This is a genomic window from Teichococcus coralli (genome assembly GCF_009829925.1).
Lineage (GTDB): Bacteria > Pseudomonadota > Alphaproteobacteria > Acetobacterales > Acetobacteraceae > Pseudoroseomonas > Pseudoroseomonas coralli.
The window spans coordinates 1-20,645 of sequence record NZ_SNVJ01000018.1 but is presented as its reverse complement, the minus strand read 5'-3'; the positions used below and the strand labels follow the sequence as shown (position 1 = coordinate 20,645).

Genomic DNA, 20,645 nt, shown 5'->3' with positions numbered 1-20,645 from the left:
AAGGAACCGTCTGCTCTGCTCCCGCGCCTTCACGCGATCCCGGCGCTTCAGAAAGGCGGGGAGGCGCAGTCATGAGGCGCGCGTTCTCCCGGAGCGCGGACGAGGTCAACGGCAGGAGAAACCCTCCCGGGGCGGAGCCCGAGCCGTCCCCCGCCTATAGTTCGCCACCCTGTTTCCTGCACGAGCTCGACCCAGGCTATCTCGGCTATCTCGGCCGGGAGGAGGTGGCGGCCCTGCTCCGGGATCTTTTTGCGGCGGAACACTTCGGCACGCTGCTGGAGGCGGCCTGGCTGCGCTGCATGCTGCGCCGCCACCTGGCCGGGCTCGGCGAGGCATCGGAGGCCCCTCCCGGCGCGCCTCCGGCGGCCTTGAGCCGGCAGGCACTGCTCAGCCGCCTCCGCGACGCCCTGCCTCGCCTGCACGACGCGTTGCTGCGGCGCGACCTGGCCGACCTGCTCGCCGTTCTGGAGCGCGGGGCAACGCGGTGCCACGACCGCCGTGGTCAGGCCTGAAGCCATGCAGGGCTGGCCGGAAGTGCGGGCCTGGCGCAAGGCGGAGCGTGCCCGCCTGCTTGCCCAGCGGCTTGCCCTGCCCCGCGCGCAACGGGAAGCCTGGAACGACGCCATCACCCCGCGCCTGGCGGCGCTGCTGCGGGCCCGGGAGCCGCTACGGACCATCGGCTTCTACTGGCCCTTCAAGGGCGAGTATGATCCTCGCCCCCTCATGCGTGCCCTGCACGACGCGGGGCTGCGGCTCGCGCTGCCGGTCGTTGTCGAGCGGGCGAAGCCGCTGGTCTTCCGCGCATGGTGGCCGGGCATTCCCATGGTTCCTGGCGTCTGGAACATCCCCGTCCCGGCCGGGAGCGCGGCGGTGCGGCCCGATGTCCTGGTGGCGCCGCTGGTCGGCTTCGACGCGCGCGGCTACCGGCTCGGCTATGGCGGCGGCTATTATGACCGGACGCTGGGCGCGCCGCCGGCGCGTCCGCTGGCGATCGGCGTGGGCTTCGAGCTTGCCGCGCTCGGCACCATCCATCCGCAGCCACATGATGTTCCCATGGACCTGATCATCACGCCGGAGCGGACCCTCCGGCCGGAGCGGGACGCGGCGGCCAGGGAACGGGAAGGGATGGGAGAGGCATGCCGTGAATGACGAGGCGGAGCGGGAAAGGCTGGGCCGCGCCCTGCTCGGCACGGAGTCGGACGCCATCATCCATGCCGATCGCGCGGGCATCATCCGCTTCTGGAACCCGGGAGCGGAGCGGGTGTTCGGCTTCACCGCCGCCGAGGCGCTGGGACGCACGCTCGACATCATCATCCCCGAGCCGCAGCGGGCGCGCCACTGGGCCGGGTTCCGGCAGGTGATGGAGACCGGCGAGAGCCGCTACGGTCGCGGCGACCTGCTTGCCGTGCCCGGCCTGCGCAAGGATGGCAGCCGCGTCTCGCTGGAGTTCACCATCGTGCCGGTCCACGCCGCCAACGGCGGGATGGAAGGCATGATCGCCGTGCTGCGCGACGTGACCGGGCGTTTCGAGGCGACGCGCGCGCTGCGGCGGGAGCTTGCCGCGCTGAAGGCGCGCGGCTGAGCCGCTGGCGCCTTCCTGGTGTCCTGCCCGCGAAGTCCGACGGCCTTCGCGATCCGGACCTCAGGAGAAGATCCCGACCAGCGCGTAGGCGGCGGCGGCGATCAGCGCCGCGGCCGGCAAGGTGACAACCCAGGCGACGACGATGTTGCCCGCCACGCCCCAGCGGACCGCCGAGACGCGCCGCGCCGCGCCGACGCCCACGATGGCGCCGGTGATGGTGTGGGTGGTGGAAACCGGCACGCCCATCCAGGTGGCCAGGAACAGCGTCATGGCGCCGCCGGTCTCGGCGCAGAAGCCCTGCATCGGCGTCAGCCGCGTGATCTTGGAGCCCATGGTGTGGACGATGCGCCAGCCGCCGAACAGCGTTCCCAGGGCCATCGCGACCTGACAGCTCAGCACCACCCAGTAGGGCACATGAAAGCCGCCGGGCATCATCCCCTGCGAGTAGAGCAGCACGGCGATGATGCCCATGGTCTTCTGCGCGTCGTTGCCGCCATGGCCGAGCGAGTAGAAGGAGGCGGAGACGAATTGCAGCAGGCGGAAGGAGCTGTCCACCACGAAGGGGGTCTTGCGCACGGCGATCCAGGAGACCACCAGCACCAGGAACAGCGCCAGCACCAGGCCGAGCGCCGGCGAGAGCACGATGGCCGCCAGCGTCTTGCCCAGGCCCGACCAGACAATGGCGCCGAAGCCCGCCTTGGCCGTGCCGGCGCCGACAATGCCGCCGACCAGCGCATGCGAGCTGGAGGAGGGGATGCCGAAGCCCCAGGTGATCAGGTTCCAGGCGATCGCCCCGCTCAGCGCGCCGAAGATCACCCGCGGCGTCACCAGATCCGCCTCCACGATGCCGGTGCCGATGGTCTGCGCCACGTGCAGGCCGAAGAACAGGAAGGCGATGAAGTTGAAGAAGGCAGCCCACAACACCGCGTATTGCGGCCGCAGCACCCGTGTCGAGACGATGGTGGCGATGGAGTTGGCCGCGTCATGCAGGCCGTTGAGGAAGTCGAACAGCAGCGCGACGGCGATCAGGCCGTAGAGCAGCGGCAGGGCCAGGGTGGCGTCCATCTCAGGCCAGTCCGGCTCAGACGTGCTCGACCACGATGGTCTCGATCTCGTCCGCCGCGTCGTCGAAGCGGTCCACGACCTTCTCAAGCAGGTCGAAGACCTCGCGGGCGGCGATGAAGCGCAGCGCGTCCTCCGGACGGGTGCGGCGGAACAGGTCGGTCACGCCGGCATCGTGCACGTCGTCGGCCTCGCCCTCGACCTGGCGGATCTGCTCGCAGAGCGCGTTGATCTTGCCGGCGTTGGCGCTGATCTGCGAAAGCAGCGGCACCACCTCGCGCAGCAGGCCGGAGCAACGGAGAATGGCGTCGCCCATGCGGCGGAAGTCGGGGTCGAACTCGGTCAGCTCGAACAGAACAATCGCCTTGGCGGCCTTTTTCATCTGGTCCACCGTGTCGTCCATCCGGCCGATCAGCGCCTGGATATCGCCGCGGTCGAAGGGCGTGACGAAGGTGCGCCGAACCGCCTGCACCACCTCGCGGGTGACGGCATCCGCATCATCCTCGGCCGCCAGCACGGCCGGGAAGTGGCGCTGCACGGCGGCACCGCCTTCCAGCATGGCCTGCAGCTCGGTGGCGCCGCGCACCACGCAATCGGCATGGCGCGTGTACATTTCAAAGAACCGCTCCTCGCGCGGCATCAGCCGGCGGAACCAACGCAGCATCCGGACCAGTCCTCCTCGGCGCGGCCGCGGCCGCCCAGATCCCTTCCCGCCGGCCATCCGGCGCTGTCACCGGAGCGTCATAATCCAGGCGGTGCGGCGCCGAAATCCCCCGAAACACGCAAACCGCCGCTCAGAGCCCATTTGAGAGTGGGGCGGCGGAGGGATGGCGAGGGATTTTTCGTGCTGGAGGCGATCCGCCAAATGGACCCGCAGCCATTCCCCAACGGGCTCTTACGCGCCGGGCGGCAGTTCCGGCAGGTTCCGCAGCAGAGCGGCGAGGTCGTCCTCCTGCACCTGCGCCGCGGCCTGTGCCGGGCTGAACCAGCGACGCTCCCGCTGATGCGCCTCGGGCCAGTCTCCCAGCAGCTGCTCGACCTGGAGGGGATAGACACCGACCTCGCAGGAAAGCTCCTGCCCCGTCTTCAGCCGCTTGCGGTAGCGGTACGAGCCGATGGACCGCGGCGCCGCGCGGCCCAGCACGCCCGCCTCCTCGAAGGCCTCCTTGGCGGCCAGCTCAGCCGGGGCGAGCCCCTCCTCGGCCCAGCCCTTCGGCAGAACCCAGCGCCGCGTTTCCCGGCTGGTCACGAGCAGAACACGCACCTCCCCCTCCACCTCGGCAAAGGGAAGCGCAGCGAATTGCTGCCCTCCCGGCCGCTGGCGCTTGTCCTGCACGACGGCTTCCTCCCCCCTCACAACTCTCGCGTCCTCCTGTTCTCATGCCCCCCCGGCTCCGCCGCGTCCAGCGAAAGCGGAGCCATCTTCCGCCTGGTGCCCTGGCTGGGGCGGGAGCCACCGCGGCGGCACCGCAAGCCGGCTTCCACTTCCATCTGCGGCGTGCCCGCGCGCCGCATACCAAAGACGGTGGCGCCCGGCGGCGGCGCCTGCTTCCCTCCCTCGTCCCGCCTCGCACCGCCAGCCATGGCGGCAGCCCAGCGGCTTGCAACAATGATGGCGCGTTTCCGGATCGCCCTGCAGCGTCGCCCGGCGCGAACAGCGGCACCGGAGGGTGCGAAAGGCGCAGGGGCGGATCCTCAGCCGACGTCCGATGCCCAACGAAAGGCCCGCGAAAGCGTTGCCGGCAGGGGACCACCGCGCGCAGGCCTGCCTGACGTGCCGCGCTGGCCTTGCCGAACACGGGATGATGGAGAACCGCGATGAAGCGTCGTCTTGGAGGCGCAGCTTGCGCAATTCTGCTTCTGGCCGGCTGTGCGGAGACGCAGAAGGCCGCCGATGCAACCATGGCTGCGGCGAAGGCGCAGGTGAACCCGACGCTTTCCACCAGCGATGCCGCCTTCATGACCAGCGCGGCTCGCGGCGGAATGGCGGAGGTGCAGATGGGGCAGCTCGCACAGCGGAACGGGCGCGCCGCATCGGTGAGAACCTTCGGCCAGAAGATGGTGACCGACCACAGCCCGGTCAATCGCGAGCTGATGGCCTTGGCGCAACAGAAGCAGATCACCCCGCCGGGCGACATCGGAGCCGAGCACCGGCAGACCTATGAACAGCTCGCCGAGTTGCGCGGCAGCGCCTTCGACCACGCCTATGCCCAGGCCATGGTGAAGGACCACCAGGAAGACCTGCAGGCGTTCCAGGACGAGGCCGCGAACGGCACGGACCCGGAGGTGAAGGCCTTCGCCGAGCGCCATGTGCCGGTTTTGCAGGAGCATCTGCGCATGGCGCAACAGTTGCCGCGGCGCTGAACGCGGGCGCAGGGGCGGGCCCCTGCCCTGGAACTCCGCCGGGGTGACAGCTTCACCCCGGACCTTGCCAGCCGGAACGGCACGAGAGTTCGGCGCCGCTGCGCCTCAGCGCAGGGCGCCCGGAAAGGGCAGCCCGAGCGCCGTGGCCTCCCTCCGGCGCGGCTCGGGCCAGACGCCGTTGAACAGCAGCATCAGCAGCGGACTACGCCGGATGAGGCGGTGAAAGCCGTAGGAAAGAGCGGCCGAGAGCGTGACGATGATCAGGATCTCGACCTCCGGCGGCAGCGCGATCGCCAGGAAGGCCACCGATAGCCACAGCACGAAGACGACATGCACGAGATAGATCGTCATCGCACCGTCCACCATCGCCCGTGACAGCGGCGTGGAGCGGTTGAGCCAGCGCCGCGCGGCCGAGAGCAGCAGGTGCGAGAAGAGGATGCCTACGACCGGCATCAGGAAGTAGGTTCCGGCGCGGCCGGCATTGTTGCCGAGACCCTCGCAGACAGCCATCAGCACCGCCGCCGCCAATGCGAGAGCCCAAACGGGCCAGCAGGGCCGCGTGAAGGCCTCCAGCCAGGCGGGGCGATAGGCGAGCAGGGCGCCGCACAGGAACACCAGCCCGTTGGCGGCGAATTCCGCGGGAACGAGGATGCCCCCCAGGAGATAGCTGGCATCGAGCAGCTTGGCGGCCACCGCCACCGCGAGCGTGCCGAGGCCCAGGCCCAGAACGGCCAGCACACCCAGCAGGGGCCGGCGCTCAACCGCATCCTGGAAGGCGGAAAGGATCCGTCCCAGCCGCAGTCGCTCCCGCACCTGCCAGAGGCCGGCCAGCAGGCTCACATAGAGGAGCAGATAGATCAGGAACCACAGATGTACGGTCCAGTTCGCGCCGGGTTCGCGGAGCGCCTGGAGCAGGCCTGGCGCCGCGTTCGCCGTTCCGCCCTCCGCCACCGCGCCCGCGAGCACCAGCAGCGGGCTGACGAGCAGCAGCGCGGTGGCGAGCGGAACACCAAGGCGCCGCAGGCGGTCCCGCAACCAGGCCGCGCTGCCCCGCCGTCGGACCAGCAGCATGCCGAACAGCCCTGCCAGCAGGAAGAAGGCCGGCATGCGGAAGGTGTGGCTGAACTGCACGAACCAGGTCATGGCCGTGCTGCGCTCGGGCGAGGCGACGATCCAGACGGCATGGGAGGCGTAGACCAGGCCAACATGGTAGGGAACGCCGGCCAGCATCAGGATCGCGCGCAGCTGATCAAGATAGTCCCAGCGCGGGCCGCCAGGCTGGGGCGGAGCCGTTGCCGGTGCGGCGGCGGCCGGCGCGATCGGGATTGTTGCTGCGGACATCGATCCTTCTCCCACCACGCGCATATCGCCTTACTGAAGGCGCGCATGCCGCGAAGCGTCATGCGTCACCGCTATTATGCAATTTTGCGACTGATGCAAGGATTATGGAATTTCCGCATGCCATGAAGTCAAGGATTCGTGAGAATCCTGTTGCACGGGCAGCGCGAGTCCGCCTTGCCTTTCATCTTTTTAATGTACAGTTCAGCAGAGCTTCATCACCTCACGGGTTAGGGCGCAAGGAAGGCACATCTCACCAGGGGTTGATAACGATCACCACGTGATTTCCGTCGCATTCAAGAGACGGGACGGCAATATGGCCGCATTGAGGCCCCTGCCGCTTCGCAACTCAAAGGAATCGACCATGCTCCGCAGACGAGTTCCGCATCCCTCGCGCATCCAGAATGCCGTTCCGCCGGGGCGCGTGGCTCGCCGCATGGCTGGTTTCCCCTTGCCGCAGCGGCTTGTTCTGGCGCGGCGGCGCCCGACTTCCGCTGGCGCCTGGCGTTCGGCTGCACTTCTGCCGCGCGGTTGAAACCGGGCCGCCGGAGCGGTGCTGCAACCAGCCCGGCCGGGCGATTTCCCGGCCTGGCGCGCCACCTCCGGCCAAGCGCGCTTCGCCCGCCGGTTCAGATCATCAGCAGGCTCTTAAGAACGCGGTAGTTGCAACAACCCTGACGTGCCTTTCCGGGTGCGCCACCCCCTGATTGACCTTCAGCAAGCGGATCCCTGCCATGCCCTCTCCCATGAGCGCCGATCTCATCCGCACGATCGCCGAACTCTCGCAGGCCGTGCCCGCCACACCGGGCGGAGGGGCCGAGGTCGCGCTCCGGCGTGCGACCCGTGCCTTGATCCGCTCGATGCAGAAGGAGGGGCGGCTGGCGGAGAGCCCCATGCAGCTCGCGCTGACCCGCACGGTGGAGCTGCACCATGCGGCGGCGGAGCAGCGGCTGCGGGGCAAGCGCGTGCTGGTGACGGGCGGCTCCGGGTGTGTCGGCAGCCGGCTGCGCCAGCTTCTCGCCGGCTTCGGCCCGGCCACCCTGATCAACCTCGACATCGCGCCGCACGAGGGAGAGGGCCGCTGGCTCCAGGCCGACATCCGCGACGCCGCCATGCTCGATGCCGCCTTCCGCGCGGCGCGGCCGGAAGTGGTCTTTCACCTGGCGAGCATCCGCGAGCCGGGCAAGGCGGAGCTGGTGGTCCAGGAAGCGGTGGACACCAACGTCTTCGGCACGGCCAACGTCATCGCCGCCTGCCGCCGGCACGGCGTCGGCCATGCCGTCTACTCCTCCACCGGCAAGTGCTATGCCTACCTGACCGACCACGTCTACACGGCCAGCAAGAAACTCGCGGAACTGCAATGGATGGCCGCCGCGCGCGAAGGCGGCGAGACCAGCTTCGCCATGACGCGCTTCACGCATGTGCTGGAGAACGGCATCGTCTCGCGCGACATCGCCGCCGGCATCGCGCAGGGCATGGTCGGCCTGCACGGCCCCGATCGCCACTTCAACATCCAGAACCTGCGCCAGGCCACGCATCTGCTGGTCAATGCGCTTGCCCTGGCCGGCACCCAGGCGCCGGACAGCTTCTGGAGCGCCGTGGACCTCGGCTGGCCGGTGAACACGCTGGAGCTGGCGCTGTTCGAGATCGTTCGCAGCGGGCGGGATGTCGGGGTGCGGTTCCTCGGCATTCCCAAGGGCTACGACGAGAGCTTCTTCCGCGGCCAGTTCGACTGGAGCGGCGCTTGCGACTACCACCCGCTGGTGAACGCGCTGGAGGCGCCGACCGTCGTCAACGACAGCACGGGCACCATGATCGGCGCGCGGATCGCGCCCTGCCCCGAGGCGGCGCTGCAACAGGCGCTGGACCGGCTGCACACCCGGCTGCGCAGCGCGGAAACGGATGCGGCCCTGAAGGAGGCGCTGCTGCAAAGCGTCTCCGGCGTCACCGAGGCCGTCTTCCGCGGCGTCAGCCCCGGCCACCTGCTCGACATCCTCTGGTGGGGCGCGGCGCCTGGCTGGATCGAGGCCGGGACCACCCGCTTCCGCCCCATCATGACCATGCTGGCGGACCTGCTGCTCCCCCTCCTGTCACAGCCAGGACTTCACTGGGACAGCTCGGCCCACGGCAAGCTGCAGGACATCGCGGCGACGTTTGCGGGGATTCCAGGCCTGGGCAGCCGGGCGGAACGCTTCCAGGCGGTGACGCAACCGCTCTGCGCCGCCTGAGGCACCGGCGGCACCGAAGCCGCCGGCCCCCAGGGAAATCACAGGCCGTCCCCGCGGATATCCACAAGGTTGCCCCCGAAAACTGGGGATAACCGGCGCCCCCGCCACGTCCTGCCTTGCCGGCCCCGGGGGCTGCCGCCGCCCAGGGCCGGCGGCGGCGCTATCCCGCCATGCCGACGCGGCGCAGGATCGGCTCCCATTTCGCCGTTTCAGAGGCCAGGAAGGCGGCGGCCTCATCCGGTGAACTGCGAGGCCGCACCTGCATCGCCATCTCCAGCAGGCGCTGCCGGAAGGCCTCCTGCCCGGTGACGCGGTTCACCGCATCGTTCAGCGCGGTGATCACCGCTGCCGGGGTGCCGGCCGGCGCCATCACCATGTGCCAGCTATAGGCCTCGTAGCCCGGCACACCCGCCTCGCTGATCGCCGGCACATCCGGGGCCGCCGGCGAGCGCGTGGGCGAACCAACGCCGAGCGCCCGCAGCTCGCCGCGCTCGACATACGGCATGGCCCCGGTGCCGACATCCATCAGCATGTCCACATTGCCGCTCAACAGGTCCGGCATGGCGGCCGAGCTGCCGCGGTAGGGCACGTGCTGCACCTTCAGGCCACCGGCCATGCTGAGGAACAGCTCGGTCGCCAGGTGAACCGCGCCGCCGATGCCGGAGGAGGCGTAGTGGTACTCGCCGGGATGCTCCCGGAACAGGGTGATCAGCTCCTGCAGGCTTTTCGCCGGCAGCTTCGGGTTCACGTAGAGCACCATCGGGACCTGGCCGATCAGCGCCACCGGGGCGAAATCCGCGATCGGGTCGAAGGTCAGTTGCGGAAAGAGCGGGCGCAGCACCGAATGCGCGATGGTGGTGTAGAGCAGCGTATAGCCGTCCTTGGGCGCCTTCGCGACGTATTCGCTGCCGACCACCACCCCGGCTCCGGTACGGTTCTCCACAATGATGCGCTGCGGCAGGACCTTGCCCAGCTCTTCCGCGACCAGCCGGGCGGCGACATCGGTCGGACCGCCGGCCGCGAAGGGCACGACCAGCCGCACCGGCTGGTTGGGCCAGGCGGCGGCCTGCGCGGCGGCGGGGCGGGGCGTCGTGGCGAGCGGACCCAGCGCCAGACCCGCGGCGGACGCAAAAAGACCTCGGCGCTTCATTGGCGCTCCTCCCTGTTGATCGGAACAGTATCGCGTCCGTTGCGCGGGCGGGTCAATTTCGCCCTGCGCGAGGGCCGTGCCGCGCCGGCAGGCCGGCGCCGTCCGTCGCGCCGAACGGTTGCGCCGCGCCGGGCGCAGCCATGCGGCTTTCACAGGGAGGACATCATCGAGCTTGCGAAGCATTCGCAGGGGGCCTATTCGCCAGCGAGAAGACGCCCGGCGCCGCCCCGCTCGCGGTGCCCCATCGGGAGCCATTGCCCGTGCTGGTCGCATTTCTGATTCTGCTGCGTGAAGGCCTGGAAGCCGCCCTGATCGTCGGCATCGCTGCCGGGTATCTCGCCCGCACCGGCCGCTCCGGCCAGATGCCGCTGGTCTGGATCGGCACCGCCGCCGCGGCGCTGGCCTGCCTCGGCCTTGGCCTTTCGCTGGACCTGCTGAGCCTGGAGTTCCCGCAGCGGCAGCAGGAAATCTTCGAGAGCGTGGTCGGCTTGCTGGCCGCCGGCATGTTGGCCGGCATGGCCTTCTGGATGCGCCGCGCCGCCCGCTCCATGGGCCATGACCTGCGCGGACGGATGGAGGCGGCCGCCGGCTCCGGCGCCGCGCTGATCGCGCTGGTTTTCCTGGCCGTCGCACGGGAAGGCGTGGAGGCGGTGGTGTTCCTGCTGGCATTGATGCAGCAGGGCGCCGGCTGGTCGGTGCCGGTGGGCGGGCTGCTTGGCCTCGCCGTTGCGGCCGTGGCCGGCGTGCTGATCGCCTGGGGCGGCATGCGCCTGAACTACGGCCGCTTCTTCCGCTGGACCGGCGTGGTGCTGCTTTTCGCCGCCGCCGGGCTGGCGGCCGGCGCCCTGCGCGCGCTGCATGAGGCCGGCATCTGGAACCAGCTCCAGCAGCTCGCCTTCGACCTCAGCAACGTGCTGCCGGAAGACAGCGTTCTCGGCTCCGTGCTGGCCGGCCTGTTCGGCTATGCCGCCCGTCCCAGCATCGGCGAGGTGATGCTCTACCTGGCCTTTCTCGGCGTGCTGCTGCCGGCCTTCCTGTCCAGCCCGCGGCAGCCGGCCGCGGTGGCCGGGCGCTGAGGCGGCATGTCGCTGAAGCGCACCATCCGGATCGGCTACGGGCTGGTCGGCGTGCTGGCGCTCGGCGTCGCCGCGCTTGGCGTGCTGGATTGGCGGCAGCACCAACGCCGCGCCGCGCAGCCTGAGGCGGACGACGCGGTGGTGGTGACCGTCACCGCCGGCGCCTGCGAGCCGGACCACCTGGAGGTGCCGGCCGGGCGCGTGGCCTTCCGCGTCGTCAACCGCAGCGACCGGGCGCTGGAGTGGGAGATCCTGGACGGCGTGATGGTGATCGAGGAGCGGGAGAACATCGCCCCCGGCCTCAGCCAGCGGGTGACCGCCCGCCTCGCGCCCGGCGAGTACGCCATCACCTGCGGGCTGCTGAGCAACCCGCGCGGCCGGCTGGTGGTCCGCCCCGCGGCGGAGGGCACCGCCCCGGCGGCGCCGGACCTGCGCGAGCTGATCGGCCCCATGGCCGAGTACCAGGTCTATCTGACCCTGGAGGGCGCGGCGCTGGCCGAGGCCGCCGCGCGGCTTGCGGAAGCCGGCCGGGGGCCTGCGGCGCCCGCCGCCCTGGCCGAGGCGCAGGCCGCCTATCAGCGCCTGCGGCCCGCCGCGAAGCTGCTGCAGGCCGATCTCGACGCGGCGCTGGACGCCCGCGCAGCGGACTTCGCCGGCGGCGCGGACGACCCTGCCTTCACCGGCTTCCGCCGCCTCGCCCTGGCGCTGCGCGACGCCGACCCCACCGTGCCCGCGCTGGAGCGAGGCATCCAGGCCGATGCCACCGCGCTGGCGCAGCGGCTGGGCGCCGCCTCCGTCCCGCCCGACCGGATGCTCGCCGGCGCCGCGCTGGTGGCGGGCGAGGCGGCCGCCGCCCAGGACCCCGCGCTGGCCGGTGCCATGCTGGATGGGGTGGGAAAGGTCGTCGCGCTGCTGGCACCGCCGCTTGGCCGCACCGCGCCGGAGCCGGCCCAACAGGCCACGGCGCAGCTTGCCGCCGCCCGCGCGGCCCTCGCCGCCGGCGACGAGGCCGGCTGGCGCGAAGCCGCCAGGGCGCTGGCGGAATCCCTGACTTCCCTGCGGGAGAGGCTTGGCGCGGCATGAGCAAGTGCCCCTTCCACCTGGGCGGCTCCGCTCCTCTGGACACCAGGCGGCGCGCCCTGCTGCGCGGCCTCGCCGCCGGCGGCGCCGCGCTCGGCCTGCCCTCCGCCGCCAGCGCCCGCGAGGCGCGGGCCGAGGAGCTGATGCAGTCCCCGCCCGGCCGCGACGGGCGGGCGGCGAACCGTTCCATTGCCTTCCATGGCGCGCACCAGCCCGGCATCCTCAACCCGCCGCCGGCCGCGGGCATGGTCGCGGCTTTCGACGTGCTGGCCACCTCGCGGAAGGAGCTGGAGCGGCTGTTCCGCCTGCTGACCGAGCGCGCCGCCTTCCTGATGGCCGGCGGCACGCCGCCCGCCGAGGATCCCCGCTTCCCGCCGGCGGATTCCGGCATCCTCGGCCCGCTGATCCTGCCTGACGCGCTGACGCTGACGGTGGCTGTCGGCGCCGCGCTGTTCGACGACCGCTACGGGCTGGCAGCCCACAAGCCGCGCCACCTGACGCGCATGGCGCGCTTCCCCAACGACGCGCTGGACCGCGACTGGTGCCATGGCGACCTGCTGCTGCAGATCTGCGCCAACACGCCCGCCACGACGCTGCATGCGCTGCGCGACGTGATCAAGGCGACGCCGGACCTGCTGCGCCTGCGCTGGAAGATGGAAGGCTTCCTGCCCCCTGCCCTCGGCGAAGCCAAGCGGGAGACGCCGCGCAACCTGCTCGGCTTCAAGGACGGCACCGCCAATCCCGATCCGGCCGATGCGGCGCTGATGCGGGAGCTGGTCTGGACCACGCCGGGCGCGGGCGAGCCGGGCTGGGCGGCGGGCGGCAGCTACCAGGTGGTGCGCATCATTCGCAACCTGGTCGAGCGCTGGGACCGCACGCCGCTGCGCGAGCAGGAGCGGATCATGGGGCGCCTGAGGGATTCCGGCGCCCCGCTCGACGGCGAGCACGAGCACGACGAGCCGGACTTCGCCCGCGACCCGGAGGGTGCCCGAACGCCGCTCGACGCGCATATCCGCCTGGCCAACCCCCGCACGGCGGAGACGGCCGGCAGCCGCATCCTGCGCCGCCCCTTCAACTACAGCCGCGGCATCACCCGCTCCGGCCAGCTCGACATGGGCCTGCTGTTCATCTGCTTCCAGGCGGACCTGGAAGCCGGCTTCATCGCCGTGCAGCGGCGGCTGAACGGCGAGCCGCTGGAGGAGTACATCAAGCCCACCGGCGGCGGATATTACTTCGCCCTGCCCGGCGTGCCCACCGAGGGCGGCTATCTCGCCCAGGGGCTGCTTGAGGCATGACACCGCCCTGCCCGCGCCCAACCCCTCCCCGCAAGGACACTCCGATGCGCCGACTGCTCCTCCCGGGCGCGGGCCTGCTGGCCCTGTCGCTCGCCGCCGCCCTGCCGCCCGTGCATGCCGCCCGGGCTGCGGCGGTCTCGCCGCTGGAACTCGCCGGGCCGATCGCGCAGTACAAGCTCTACGTGATCGGCGAGGCGAAGCGGCTCGTTGAAGGCACGCGCGCCTTCACCGCCGCCATCAAGGCCGGCGACCTCAAGAGGGCGCAGGCGCTCTACGCACCCACCCGCGTGCATTACGAGCGGATCGAGCCGCTGGCCGAGCTGTTCAGCGACCTCGACAGCTCCATCGACTCCCGCGCCGACGACCATGCCGAGGCGGAGAAGGACCCGGGCTTCACCGGCTTCCACCGCCTGGAGTACGGGCTGTTCGCGCAAAAGAGCACCGAGGGCCTCGCGCCCTTCGCCGACAAGCTGCTGGCCGACGTGCAGGAGTTGCAGACCCGCCTGCAGGACCTGACCACCCCGCCCGAGAAGGTGGTGGGCGGCGCCGCCGCGCTGATCGAGGAGGTGGCGGCCACCAAGATCTCCGGCGAGGAGGACCGCTACAGCGGCGCCGACCTTTCCGACGTCCAGGCCAATGTGGACGGCTCGAAGAAGATCGTGGACCTCCTGCGGCCGCTCCTGGTCAGGGCCGATGCGCCGCTGCTGGCCAAGGTGGACGCCAACTTCGGCAAGGTGGACACGGTGCTGGCGCGCTACCGCACGCCGGAGGGCTTCAAGAACTACGAGGCGCTGACCCGCGACGACCGCAACGCGCTGCAGGCGCCGATCACCGCGCTGGCCGAGGATCTTTCTCGGCTGCGCGGCACGCTCGGCCTCGACTGAGGCGGCGGGCCGAGAGGCTGCCTGGCCTCGCTTTCAGCCCGAACGAAGGGGAGGTCCAGGCATCCGGGGTTCCTGGCGGAGGATCCGGGAGGCATCGCCTCCCGAACGGCGCGAACGAAGGAGCGGAAGTTCTGGCGCCGGCCGGGACCCCCGACGAGCAGGCGCCGGAGCCCCGCTTCCGCCGCCCTCCACGGCAGCAGGTCGAGCAGGGCGGCGCCATCCCCCGCCCGGCGGCGCGGGTTCGCATGCGGGACGTCTGTGCCCCAGACAACCCCTTCCGGCGGGGTGGCCTGGAAGCACGGCGTTCAGTCGCATCGCACCGACATGCCCCCATCCACCACGATTTCCGTGCCGGTGATGAAGCGCGCCTCGTCGGAGGCGAGGAACAGGGCGGCATTGGCCGTGTCCCGCCCGTCGCCGGCGAAGCCCATCGGGATGCGCTTCTGCCGTTGTTCGAGCAGCGCCTGCACGTCGCCGCCGGCGCGCTGGCCGGCGAGGCGCACCTCCACCATCGGCGTGTGCATCTGGCCCGGCACCACCGTGTTCACCCGGATGTTGCGGCCGGCATATTCGACGGCCACGACGCGGGAGAACTGGATGATGCCCGCCTTGGCCGCAGCATAGGCGACCTGCGCCGCGCCGGTCCAGCGGAGGCCGGAGGTGGAGGCGGTGTTGACGATGGCGCCGCCGCCCTGCGCCTCCATGACCGGCAGCACGTGCTTGCAGGTGAGGAAGACGCTCTTGAGATTGTAGTCGATCTGGCTGTCCCAGACCTCCTCGCTCATCGCCACCGGCCCGCCCTTGGCGGAGCCGCCGACATTGTTCACCAGGATGTCGATGCGACCGCCATAGGCTGCCTTCGCGGCGTCCACCATGGCGGCCACCGAGGCGCTGTCGGTCACGTCGCATTGGCCCGTGGCGAAGCGGCCGCCCTCCTCGCGGATGCGGGCGGCGGTTTCCTCCATGGCGGCGGGGTTCCTGTCCACGCCATAGACCAGCGCGCCCTCGCGCGCGAAGAGCACGGCCGCCGCGCGCCCGTTGCCCCAGCCCGGGCCGACCGAGCCGGCCCCGGTGATGATCGCGACCTTGCCGGCCAGGCGTCCCGCCATGGTGCTTCCCTCCCCGGCCGTCACGCGCCGGCCGGCACGAGGCGCCGCATGGTGCGGCGCGGGTTGCGGAAGAAGGTGCGCGCGCGGCGCGTCCAGGGCGTTTCGCGCGCCTCGATCCAGGTGGGGGATTCGAAGACCTCCCGCCGCTCCAGCCGGTAGGCGGCGAGGTAGCGCGGGCTGGTGCCGGCATCGAGCGCGAGGAAGCGCCGCGCCGAGAGCACGCCGGGCACGGCGGCGAGGCGCGGGATGTGCTCGTCGGCGTACCAGGCGTTCAGCTCCTCCTCGCGGCCGGGCTCGACATCCTGCTCCACGGTGTAGAGGAAGGGCGCCTCCACCCCCTCCGCGCCGACACGAAGAATGGCGCGGTAGAGCAACGCGCCGGTTGGGGTCCCGCCAGTTGGGGCCGCGCCGGGCGCCGGCTCCACCCAGGCGAGGCGGGTGCCCGGGTCGTCGGCCAGGGCGAAGACCAGGCCGGTGGCGCCGGCGCCGTCAAGGAGCGCGAGGTCGGCCATCGGCTCAATCCATCCGCACGTCGGCGCGGCGGCCGATCTCGCCCCAGCGCTTGGTTTCCGAGGCGATGAAGGCGCGGAATTCCTCCGGCGTATTGCCGACCGGGCGCGCCCCCTGCTCGGCATAGGCCTTGCGCAGCTCGGGGTCGTTCAGCGCGCGCACGGCGGCGTCGTGCAGCCGATCGAGGATCGGCTTGGGCGTGCCGGCGGGGGCGACGAGCCCGTACCAGTTGTCCGCCTCCACGCCGGGGAGGCCGGCCTCGGCCATGGTCGGCACCTCGGGCAGCAGCGGCGTGCGCTCCTTGCTGCCGATGGCGATAGGGCGCAGCGCGCCGGCCTGCACCTGCGCGAGCAGCGCCGGGATGTCGGCGAACATCATCTGCACCTGCCCGGCCATCAGGTCGGTCACCGCGGGCGCGGCGCCGCGATAGGGCACGTGCACGATGTCGATGCCCGCCGCCGCGCGGAGGGATTCGCCGGCCAGGTGCGGCATGGAGCCGTTGCCCGAGGAGGCGAAGTTCAGCTTTCCCGGGTTCTTCTTCGCGTGGTCGATCAGCTCGGCGAGGGTCTTCACCGGCAGCTTCGGGTTCACCGCCAGCAGCTCCGGCATCAGCGCGACGAGCGTGATGGGCGCGAGGTCCTTCTCGACGTCGAAGGACATCGGCGCCCCGAGCGGCGGCGAGATGGCGATGGCGCCGGCGCTGGTCAGCACCATGCTGCGCCCGTCCGGCTCCGACTTCGCGACGTTGTCGGTGCCGACCACGCCGCCGGCGCCGGAGCGGTTCTCGATCACCACCGTGCGGTCGAGCAGCGGGCCGAGCTTCTGCGCCAGCACGCGGGCGACAAGGTCGTTCGGCCCGCCCGGCGGGAAGGGCACGACGAGGCGGATCGGCCCCTCGGGCAGCGTGGCGGGTTGCGCGAGGGCCGGGCGGGCCAGCGGGAGGCCGAGCGGCACGGTTGCGGCGGCGGCGAGCAGGCCGGCCAAGTGGCGTCGGGTCGTCATGGTCTGGCGTTCCTTCTTGTGGTCGCTTGGACGTCGGGCGGTTCGGCTCAGCCGCCGGGCGCCCCCTGGGTGTTGACGTAGAGCGCGTAGAGCGAGTGGCTGGCGGCCATGAACAGCCGGTTGCGGTGGCGGCCGCCGAAGCAGAGGTTGGCGCAGCGCTCGGGCAGCGCGATGTGGCCGATCGGCTCGCCCGCCGGGTTGAAGACGCGGACGCCGTCCTGCTCCGCGTCCATGCCCCAGCCGCACCAGAGGTTGCCGTCCACGTCCACCCGGAAGCCGTCCGGCGTGCCGGTGCCGGCCTGCAGCAGCACGCGGCCGTTGCGCAGCCTGTCGCCCGCCACGTCGAAGACGCGGATGGTGCGCGGTCGGGCGCGGGATTCGATGACGTAGAGCTTCGCCTCGTCGGGCGAGAAGGCCAAGCCGTTGGGCCCTTTCACGTCGTCCGCGACCACGGTGGCGCGGCCGGTCTGCCCGTCGATGCGGTAGACGCGCTCCGGCAGTTCCTGCGCCGCCTTCAGGCCCTGGTAGTGGCCGAGGATGCCGAAGGGCGGGTCGGTGAACCAGATGGAGCCGTCGGACTTCACCACCACGTCGTTCGGGGAGTTCAACCGCTTGCCCTCGAAGCGGTCGAGCAACACGGTGATGGCGCCGTCATGCTCGGTGCGCGTCACCCGCCGGCCGCCCGTCTCGCCGCCATGCTCGCAGGTGACGAGCCGTCCCTCGCGGTCGCGCGTGTTGCCGTTGGCGTAGTTTGACGGCGCACGGAAGGGCGTGACCTGGCCGGTCACCTCGTCCCAGCGCAGGATGCGGTCGCCCGGCACGTCGCTCCAGAGCAGGCTGCGCCAGGCGCCGAACCAGACCGGCCCCTCCGCCCAGCGGCAGCCGGTGTGGAGCCGCTCCACGCCGGCCAAAGCGAGGTGATACGCCTCGAAGCTCGGGTCCAGCGCGCGGATCGCCGGATCGGGGTAGCGGAGGCTCGGTTCCCACATGGCGCTCAGCCCCCCGGCACCGGATCGCCGGGCTCGGCGCCGAGTTCCGGCGCGAAGGCGTCGGGCAGGCCGATCTCGAAGACGTTCAGCGTCATCGCGACCAGCGTGTAGTAGCCGAGCAGCGCCACCAGCTCGACCATGCCGCGCTCGCCCAGCGCCTCGACGCCCCGGCGGTAGAGCGCCTCCGGCACGCGGCGGGTGGCGAGCAGCGTGGTGGCGACGTCGTGGATCGCCTGCTCCTGCGCGTCGCGCAGCTTCGGGGTGCGGCGCTCCGCGATGGCGGCGACCACCTCCGGGTCCATCCCCGCCTTCAGCCCCTCGCGCTTGTGGGCCGTCCATTCGTAATGCGCGGTCCAGTGCCGGCCGACGATCAGGATGGCCAGTTCCGAAAGGCGCGGCTCCAGAGTGGTCTGGTAGCGCAGCAGCTCGCCGAGCTTCTGGCCACGGCGCGCCAGCTCGGGGTTCTTCAGCCAGGCGATCATCGGCGCCGGCACGCGGCCGCGGATGCCGGAGATCGCCTCCTGGCAGGCGGCCTGCTCTTCCGGCGTGCGCGCGGCCTCGGGCGTCAGTTCGATGCGGGCCATTGTGTTTCTTGTTCCTCCCTGCCGGTCGCGTCAGCCCGCGGCCTGTTCCAGCCTTGATGGATCGCCGCCCAGGTCACGCGTCATGGCGATGGCCTCGCGCAGCACCAGAGGCACGCAAAGCGCCTCGGCCTCGGCGGTGAAGCGGTAGAGCGGCATGGAGACGCCGATGGAGCCGGCCACCCGCCCCTCGGCGTCCAGCACCGGGCAGGCGATGGCGGCGATCTGCGGCAGGCGCTCGCCCCGGCTCACCACCGGCAGCCGCGCCGCCGGGTCCTCCAGCGCGATCAGCGCGCGGCCATGCGCGCCGCGGCCGAGCGGCTGCGCCTCGCCGACATGGGCGACGTCGCGCACCAGTTGCGGCGAATCCAGGCGGAAGACGCAGCGGCGCTGGTCGCCCTCGCGCACGAAGAAGGTGGCGCTCTCGCGGCTCTCGGCGCGCAGCCGCTCCAGCGCGGGCATCACATGATGCTCCAGCCGCAGCGAGCGGCGGAACAGGTCGCCCAGCAGCAGCAAGGTCGGGCCGAGCAGGTAGCCGCCGGCGGGCAGGCGCTTGACGAAGCCATGCCCCTCCAGCGTGCCGAGCAGGCGCAGGGCGGTGGTCATGTTGAGCCCGGCCCGGCGGGAAAGCTCGGTCAGGCCGAGTGGGCCGTCTTCCTCGCGGAAGGCGCGGAGAAGGGCCAGCGCCCGGTCCACCGCGCGCACGCTGTCGCCACCGAGGCTGCCGACTGGAGCGGTAGGCTCGACGGCCCGCAGCGCGCCGTCCTGGATGGCAGAAGTCCGCTCCGCCTCCTGAACGGCGTGCCGACCGGAAAGCCTCGGGCGGGAGGAAGCCTGGCTGGCCATGGATCGGTCCTAGCACGGCACATCCGTGTGGTGAAAATCAATTTCGCAGCGTGGAAGTCAGCACGGGTGCCGTCGCGTTTCCGCGCGGTTCTCGGGCAGGAATGCCGCCGTCTGGCCGGTGCCCTGCTCACCTTCGATCGCTCCGGGCGGGGGCGACGCCGCGCCGAAGGCTTCTCCGGCGCTCCATCGCGCCGGAGTTCATCCTGGCAAGTCCGCACGCACCGACCTTCGCTGGAGACCTGGGCTGCCTGGCCATGCCACGCGGTCAAGCAAGGCAGAGGGCAGGTGCGACAACCGCAGGGGGCGGAGTTTCCGCAGAGTTCCTCCTTGGTCTTCTGCGGCCTTGCCTTCGCAAGCTCCGGTGTTCCTGGGCCAACTCTGCCGCTGAGAGCCGCTCAATCGGCCCGGCAGCGGCGCAGAGGCCTGCGGCTGGCGCTGCATGATCCTTCAGGGACGAGAGGAATTCAGCGGGAGGATCCACTTCCCATTCGTTCCTGCCCTGGGCACATCCAGGGAGGAGCGCCGCTTGCCGGTCCTCCGTTCCCCGCGCCACTGGACCGCGTTCCCCGGCCGCTCGCGGCAGTTCCCCGCGAACGTCGATCGGCCCTAGACGGCCCGTGGCGCGTGAGGTAGTAAGCCCCCCGCCTGCCGGAGGCGCGATTCTCCTGCAAAGGCAGCCACTTGCTAGCGGTCCCCATCGTCTAGAGGCCTAGGACACCAGCCTTTCACGTTGGTAACACGGGTTCGAATCCCGTTGGGGACGCCATCCAATCCAGCACACACCAAGCCTCTGTTTTAGAAGGCTTTTTCTGGGCGTCGGGTTTCAGATTACCCACCTACTTTACCCACCTAAGCACCTTGACGTGGGGCGGGCCATTGCTGTCCGAAGTTTAGCGCGGCGCTCCCGAGACCTCCTCAGACGTTCCGACCCTGTACACGACAACCGTCGCCGCTTCGCATCAGCCTTCGGCGCATTCGACCACCTCCCAGAGGCGGCCCACCCCCGGCCCTCCCCCACCCACCCGGAAAGAGAGCGTCTGCCGGCGTTCTTGAAACACCTGGGGGCATGGCTGATTGGGGCAGTGAGTATTCTGATCTGAGCTAATCTGCCTTGAAACGGGGCCTGGGAAGCTCCCAGGAGGAAGTCTGTGGCCAGTCTCATCCGGGGATACTCGGGCAGGCCCATGGGCATCCTGGGGTGAAAACCCAATCAGCGACGGCCGCTTCCGACCCTGAGCGGACATATGTTGCCTATTCTGCTACGGCATCCACCGGTTGGAGGGTTGTATGACGGGCATTCAGATCACGGAGGAGGACCGGGCTGTCTTTGCCCGTCTGAAATCTTCAGGGCGAATCACCCGGAGCCTAAAAAGGTTAATGGTGAACCAGTGGGACAGATGTAGCATCTGCCACTCGGAAGCGCCCCATGGGCGGCCAACCTTTGCTGGATACAACAAGGACGGCGAGGCTATCTTTGTCGGAGCGTGCTGCGCGTCCGAGCTTGTGGAGCTTGCGTCGCCGACTTAGAACGTCTAACAGAACCTCCGGA

General features: G+C 70.9%; 20 protein-coding genes and 1 tRNA gene. 10 read left to right on the top strand and 11 right to left on the bottom strand.

Annotated features, from left to right (window positions below):
* Positions 1 to 71 precede the first annotated feature (71 nt).
* Genes E0493_RS17460 through E0493_RS17450 form a run of 3 tightly spaced genes read left to right on the top strand, consistent with a single transcriptional unit; the run spans position 72 to position 1,582 of the window.
* Positions 72 to 512 (top strand): hypothetical protein, encoded by a 441-nt coding sequence (locus E0493_RS17460; RefSeq protein WP_160938532.1) that lies wholly within the window; start codon positions 72 to 74, stop codon positions 510 to 512.
* A 4-nt stretch (positions 513 to 516) separates the two neighbouring features.
* Entirely contained in the window at positions 517 to 1,149 is a 633-nt protein-coding gene (locus tag E0493_RS17455) for a 5-formyltetrahydrofolate cyclo-ligase (protein WP_160938531.1), read from the top strand.
* The gene (locus E0493_RS17450; protein ID WP_367614537.1) at positions 1,142 to 1,582 is read left to right on the top strand and encodes a PAS domain-containing protein; all 441 of its coding nucleotides are present in this window, start codon (positions 1,142 to 1,144) and stop codon (positions 1,580 to 1,582) included. Before E0493_RS17455 ends, E0493_RS17450 begins: the two co-directional genes overlap by 8 nt.
* Before the next feature lie 60 nt (positions 1,583 to 1,642).
* On the opposite strand, the gene E0493_RS17445 is transcribed toward E0493_RS17450, so the two are convergent.
* The 3 genes from E0493_RS17445 to E0493_RS17435 form a co-directional block, all read right to left on the bottom strand.
* Entirely contained in the window at positions 1,643 to 2,647 is a 1,005-nt protein-coding gene (locus E0493_RS17445) for an inorganic phosphate transporter (protein WP_160938530.1), read from the bottom strand.
* A 16-nt stretch (positions 2,648 to 2,663) separates the two neighbouring features.
* The gene (locus tag E0493_RS17440; protein ID WP_160938529.1) at positions 2,664 to 3,308 is read right to left on the bottom strand and encodes a DUF47 domain-containing protein; all 645 of its coding nucleotides are present in this window, start codon (positions 3,306 to 3,308) and stop codon (positions 2,664 to 2,666) included.
* A 231-nt stretch (positions 3,309 to 3,539) separates the two neighbouring features.
* The gene (locus tag E0493_RS17435) at positions 3,540 to 3,980 is read right to left on the bottom strand and encodes an NUDIX hydrolase (RefSeq protein WP_160938528.1); all 441 of its coding nucleotides are present in this window, start codon (positions 3,978 to 3,980) and stop codon (positions 3,540 to 3,542) included.
* A gap of 566 nt (positions 3,981 to 4,546) precedes the next feature.
* Here E0493_RS17435 and E0493_RS17430 point away from each other — a divergent pair.
* Complete coding sequence (locus tag E0493_RS17430) at positions 4,547 to 5,008, top strand: DUF4142 domain-containing protein (RefSeq protein WP_160938527.1); 462 nt, start codon at positions 4,547 to 4,549, stop codon at positions 5,006 to 5,008.
* Positions 5,009 to 5,113: 105 nt separating this feature from the next.
* On the opposite strand, the gene E0493_RS17425 is transcribed toward E0493_RS17430, so the two are convergent.
* Complete coding sequence (locus E0493_RS17425) at positions 5,114 to 6,349, bottom strand: acyltransferase family protein (RefSeq protein ID WP_160938526.1); 1,236 nt, start codon at positions 6,347 to 6,349, stop codon at positions 5,114 to 5,116.
* Between the two features lie 731 nt (positions 6,350 to 7,080).
* Here E0493_RS17425 and E0493_RS17420 point away from each other — a divergent pair.
* A complete protein-coding gene (locus E0493_RS17420; protein ID WP_160938525.1) occupies positions 7,081 to 8,574 on the top strand; it encodes a polysaccharide biosynthesis protein in 1,494 nt (497 codons plus the stop codon).
* A 160-nt stretch (positions 8,575 to 8,734) separates the two neighbouring features.
* On the opposite strand, the gene E0493_RS17415 is transcribed toward E0493_RS17420, so the two are convergent.
* Positions 8,735 to 9,724, bottom strand: coding sequence for a Bug family tripartite tricarboxylate transporter substrate binding protein (locus E0493_RS17415; RefSeq protein ID WP_160938524.1), 990 nt, complete (start codon positions 9,722 to 9,724; stop codon positions 8,735 to 8,737).
* Between the two features lie 260 nt (positions 9,725 to 9,984).
* Here E0493_RS17415 and efeU point away from each other — a divergent pair, with 260 nt between their 5' ends.
* Genes efeU through efeO form a run of 4 tightly spaced genes read left to right on the top strand, consistent with a single transcriptional unit; the run spans position 9,985 to position 14,059 of the window.
* Positions 9,985 to 10,800: an iron uptake transporter permease EfeU gene (gene efeU, locus E0493_RS17410; protein WP_160938523.1), complete on the top strand. Its 816-nt coding sequence runs from the start codon at positions 9,985 to 9,987 to the stop codon at positions 10,798 to 10,800.
* 6 nt (positions 10,801 to 10,806) lie between these two features.
* Positions 10,807 to 11,883 (top strand): cupredoxin domain-containing protein, encoded by a 1,077-nt coding sequence (locus E0493_RS17405; RefSeq protein ID WP_160938522.1) that lies wholly within the window; start codon positions 10,807 to 10,809, stop codon positions 11,881 to 11,883.
* Positions 11,880 to 13,175: an iron uptake transporter deferrochelatase/peroxidase subunit gene (gene efeB / locus E0493_RS17400; RefSeq protein WP_160938521.1), complete on the top strand. Its 1,296-nt coding sequence runs from the start codon at positions 11,880 to 11,882 to the stop codon at positions 13,173 to 13,175. The genes E0493_RS17405 and efeB overlap by 4 nt, the downstream gene beginning before the upstream one ends.
* A gap of 44 nt (positions 13,176 to 13,219) precedes the next feature.
* The gene (gene efeO / locus E0493_RS17395) at positions 13,220 to 14,059 is read left to right on the top strand and encodes an iron uptake system protein EfeO (protein ID WP_202397194.1); all 840 of its coding nucleotides are present in this window, start codon (positions 13,220 to 13,222) and stop codon (positions 14,057 to 14,059) included.
* Between the two features lie 305 nt (positions 14,060 to 14,364).
* On the opposite strand, the gene E0493_RS17390 is transcribed toward efeO, so the two are convergent.
* The 6 genes from E0493_RS17390 to E0493_RS17365 are packed head-to-tail and all read right to left on the bottom strand — an operon-like array spanning position 14,365 to position 19,096.
* Positions 14,365 to 15,168 carry an SDR family NAD(P)-dependent oxidoreductase gene (locus E0493_RS17390; RefSeq protein WP_160938519.1) on the bottom strand — a complete coding sequence of 268 codons (804 nt, stop codon included), beginning with the start codon at positions 15,166 to 15,168 and terminating at the stop codon, positions 14,365 to 14,367.
* A gap of 20 nt (positions 15,169 to 15,188) precedes the next feature.
* Entirely contained in the window at positions 15,189 to 15,680 is a 492-nt protein-coding gene (locus E0493_RS17385; protein ID WP_160938518.1) for a DUF4286 family protein, read from the bottom strand.
* 4 nt (positions 15,681 to 15,684) lie between these two features.
* Positions 15,685 to 16,680, bottom strand: a complete 996-nt coding sequence (locus tag E0493_RS17380) for a Bug family tripartite tricarboxylate transporter substrate binding protein (RefSeq protein WP_160938517.1) — start codon at positions 16,678 to 16,680, stop codon at positions 15,685 to 15,687.
* Positions 16,681 to 16,727: 47 nt separating this feature from the next.
* The gene (locus tag E0493_RS17375) at positions 16,728 to 17,669 is read right to left on the bottom strand and encodes an SMP-30/gluconolactonase/LRE family protein (RefSeq protein ID WP_202397193.1); all 942 of its coding nucleotides are present in this window, start codon (positions 17,667 to 17,669) and stop codon (positions 16,728 to 16,730) included.
* A gap of 5 nt (positions 17,670 to 17,674) precedes the next feature.
* Positions 17,675 to 18,253, bottom strand: a complete 579-nt coding sequence (locus tag E0493_RS17370) for a carboxymuconolactone decarboxylase family protein (protein ID WP_160938516.1) — start codon at positions 18,251 to 18,253, stop codon at positions 17,675 to 17,677.
* Positions 18,254 to 18,283: 30 nt separating this feature from the next.
* Complete coding sequence (locus E0493_RS17365; protein ID WP_160938515.1) at positions 18,284 to 19,096, bottom strand: IclR family transcriptional regulator; 813 nt, start codon at positions 19,094 to 19,096, stop codon at positions 18,284 to 18,286.
* Between the two features lie 690 nt (positions 19,097 to 19,786).
* On the opposite strand from E0493_RS17365, the gene E0493_RS17360 reads away from it, so the two are divergent.
* A tRNA-Glu gene (locus tag E0493_RS17360) sits at positions 19,787 to 19,862 on the top strand.
* Positions 19,863 to 20,645 lie beyond the last annotated feature (783 nt).

Coding starts and splice junctions, on each gene's coding strand:
- E0493_RS17420 (WP_160938525.1), top strand. CDS start 7,081: ATGCCCTCTCCCATGAGCGCCGATCTCATCCGCACGATCGCCGAACTC.
- E0493_RS17440 (WP_160938529.1), bottom strand. CDS start 3,308: ATGCTGCGTTGGTTCCGCCGGCTGATGCCGCGCGAGGAGCGGTTCTTT.
- E0493_RS17415 (WP_160938524.1), bottom strand. CDS start 9,724: ATGAAGCGCCGAGGTCTTTTTGCGTCCGCCGCGGGTCTGGCGCTGGGT.
- E0493_RS17375 (WP_202397193.1), bottom strand. CDS start 17,669: ATGTGGGAACCGAGCCTCCGCTACCCCGATCCGGCGATCCGCGCGCTG.
- efeO (WP_202397194.1), top strand. CDS start 13,220: ATGCGCCGACTGCTCCTCCCGGGCGCGGGCCTGCTGGCCCTGTCGCTC.
- efeB (WP_160938521.1), top strand. CDS start 11,880: ATGAGCAAGTGCCCCTTCCACCTGGGCGGCTCCGCTCCTCTGGACACC.
- E0493_RS17390 (WP_160938519.1), bottom strand. CDS start 15,168: ATGGCGGGACGCCTGGCCGGCAAGGTCGCGATCATCACCGGGGCCGGC.
- E0493_RS17460 (WP_160938532.1), top strand. CDS start 72: ATGAGGCGCGCGTTCTCCCGGAGCGCGGACGAGGTCAACGGCAGGAGA.
- E0493_RS17385 (WP_160938518.1), bottom strand. CDS start 15,680: ATGGCCGACCTCGCGCTCCTTGACGGCGCCGGCGCCACCGGCCTGGTC.
- E0493_RS17445 (WP_160938530.1), bottom strand. CDS start 2,647: ATGGACGCCACCCTGGCCCTGCCGCTGCTCTACGGCCTGATCGCCGTC.
- E0493_RS17370 (WP_160938516.1), bottom strand. CDS start 18,253: ATGGCCCGCATCGAACTGACGCCCGAGGCCGCGCGCACGCCGGAAGAG.
- E0493_RS17430 (WP_160938527.1), top strand. CDS start 4,547: ATGGCTGCGGCGAAGGCGCAGGTGAACCCGACGCTTTCCACCAGCGAT.
- E0493_RS17425 (WP_160938526.1), bottom strand. CDS start 6,349: ATGTCCGCAGCAACAATCCCGATCGCGCCGGCCGCCGCCGCACCGGCA.
- E0493_RS17365 (WP_160938515.1), bottom strand. CDS start 19,096: ATGGCCAGCCAGGCTTCCTCCCGCCCGAGGCTTTCCGGTCGGCACGCC.
- E0493_RS17380 (WP_160938517.1), bottom strand. CDS start 16,680: ATGACGACCCGACGCCACTTGGCCGGCCTGCTCGCCGCCGCCGCAACC.
- E0493_RS17455 (WP_160938531.1), top strand. CDS start 517: ATGCAGGGCTGGCCGGAAGTGCGGGCCTGGCGCAAGGCGGAGCGTGCC.
- E0493_RS17405 (WP_160938522.1), top strand. CDS start 10,807: ATGTCGCTGAAGCGCACCATCCGGATCGGCTACGGGCTGGTCGGCGTG.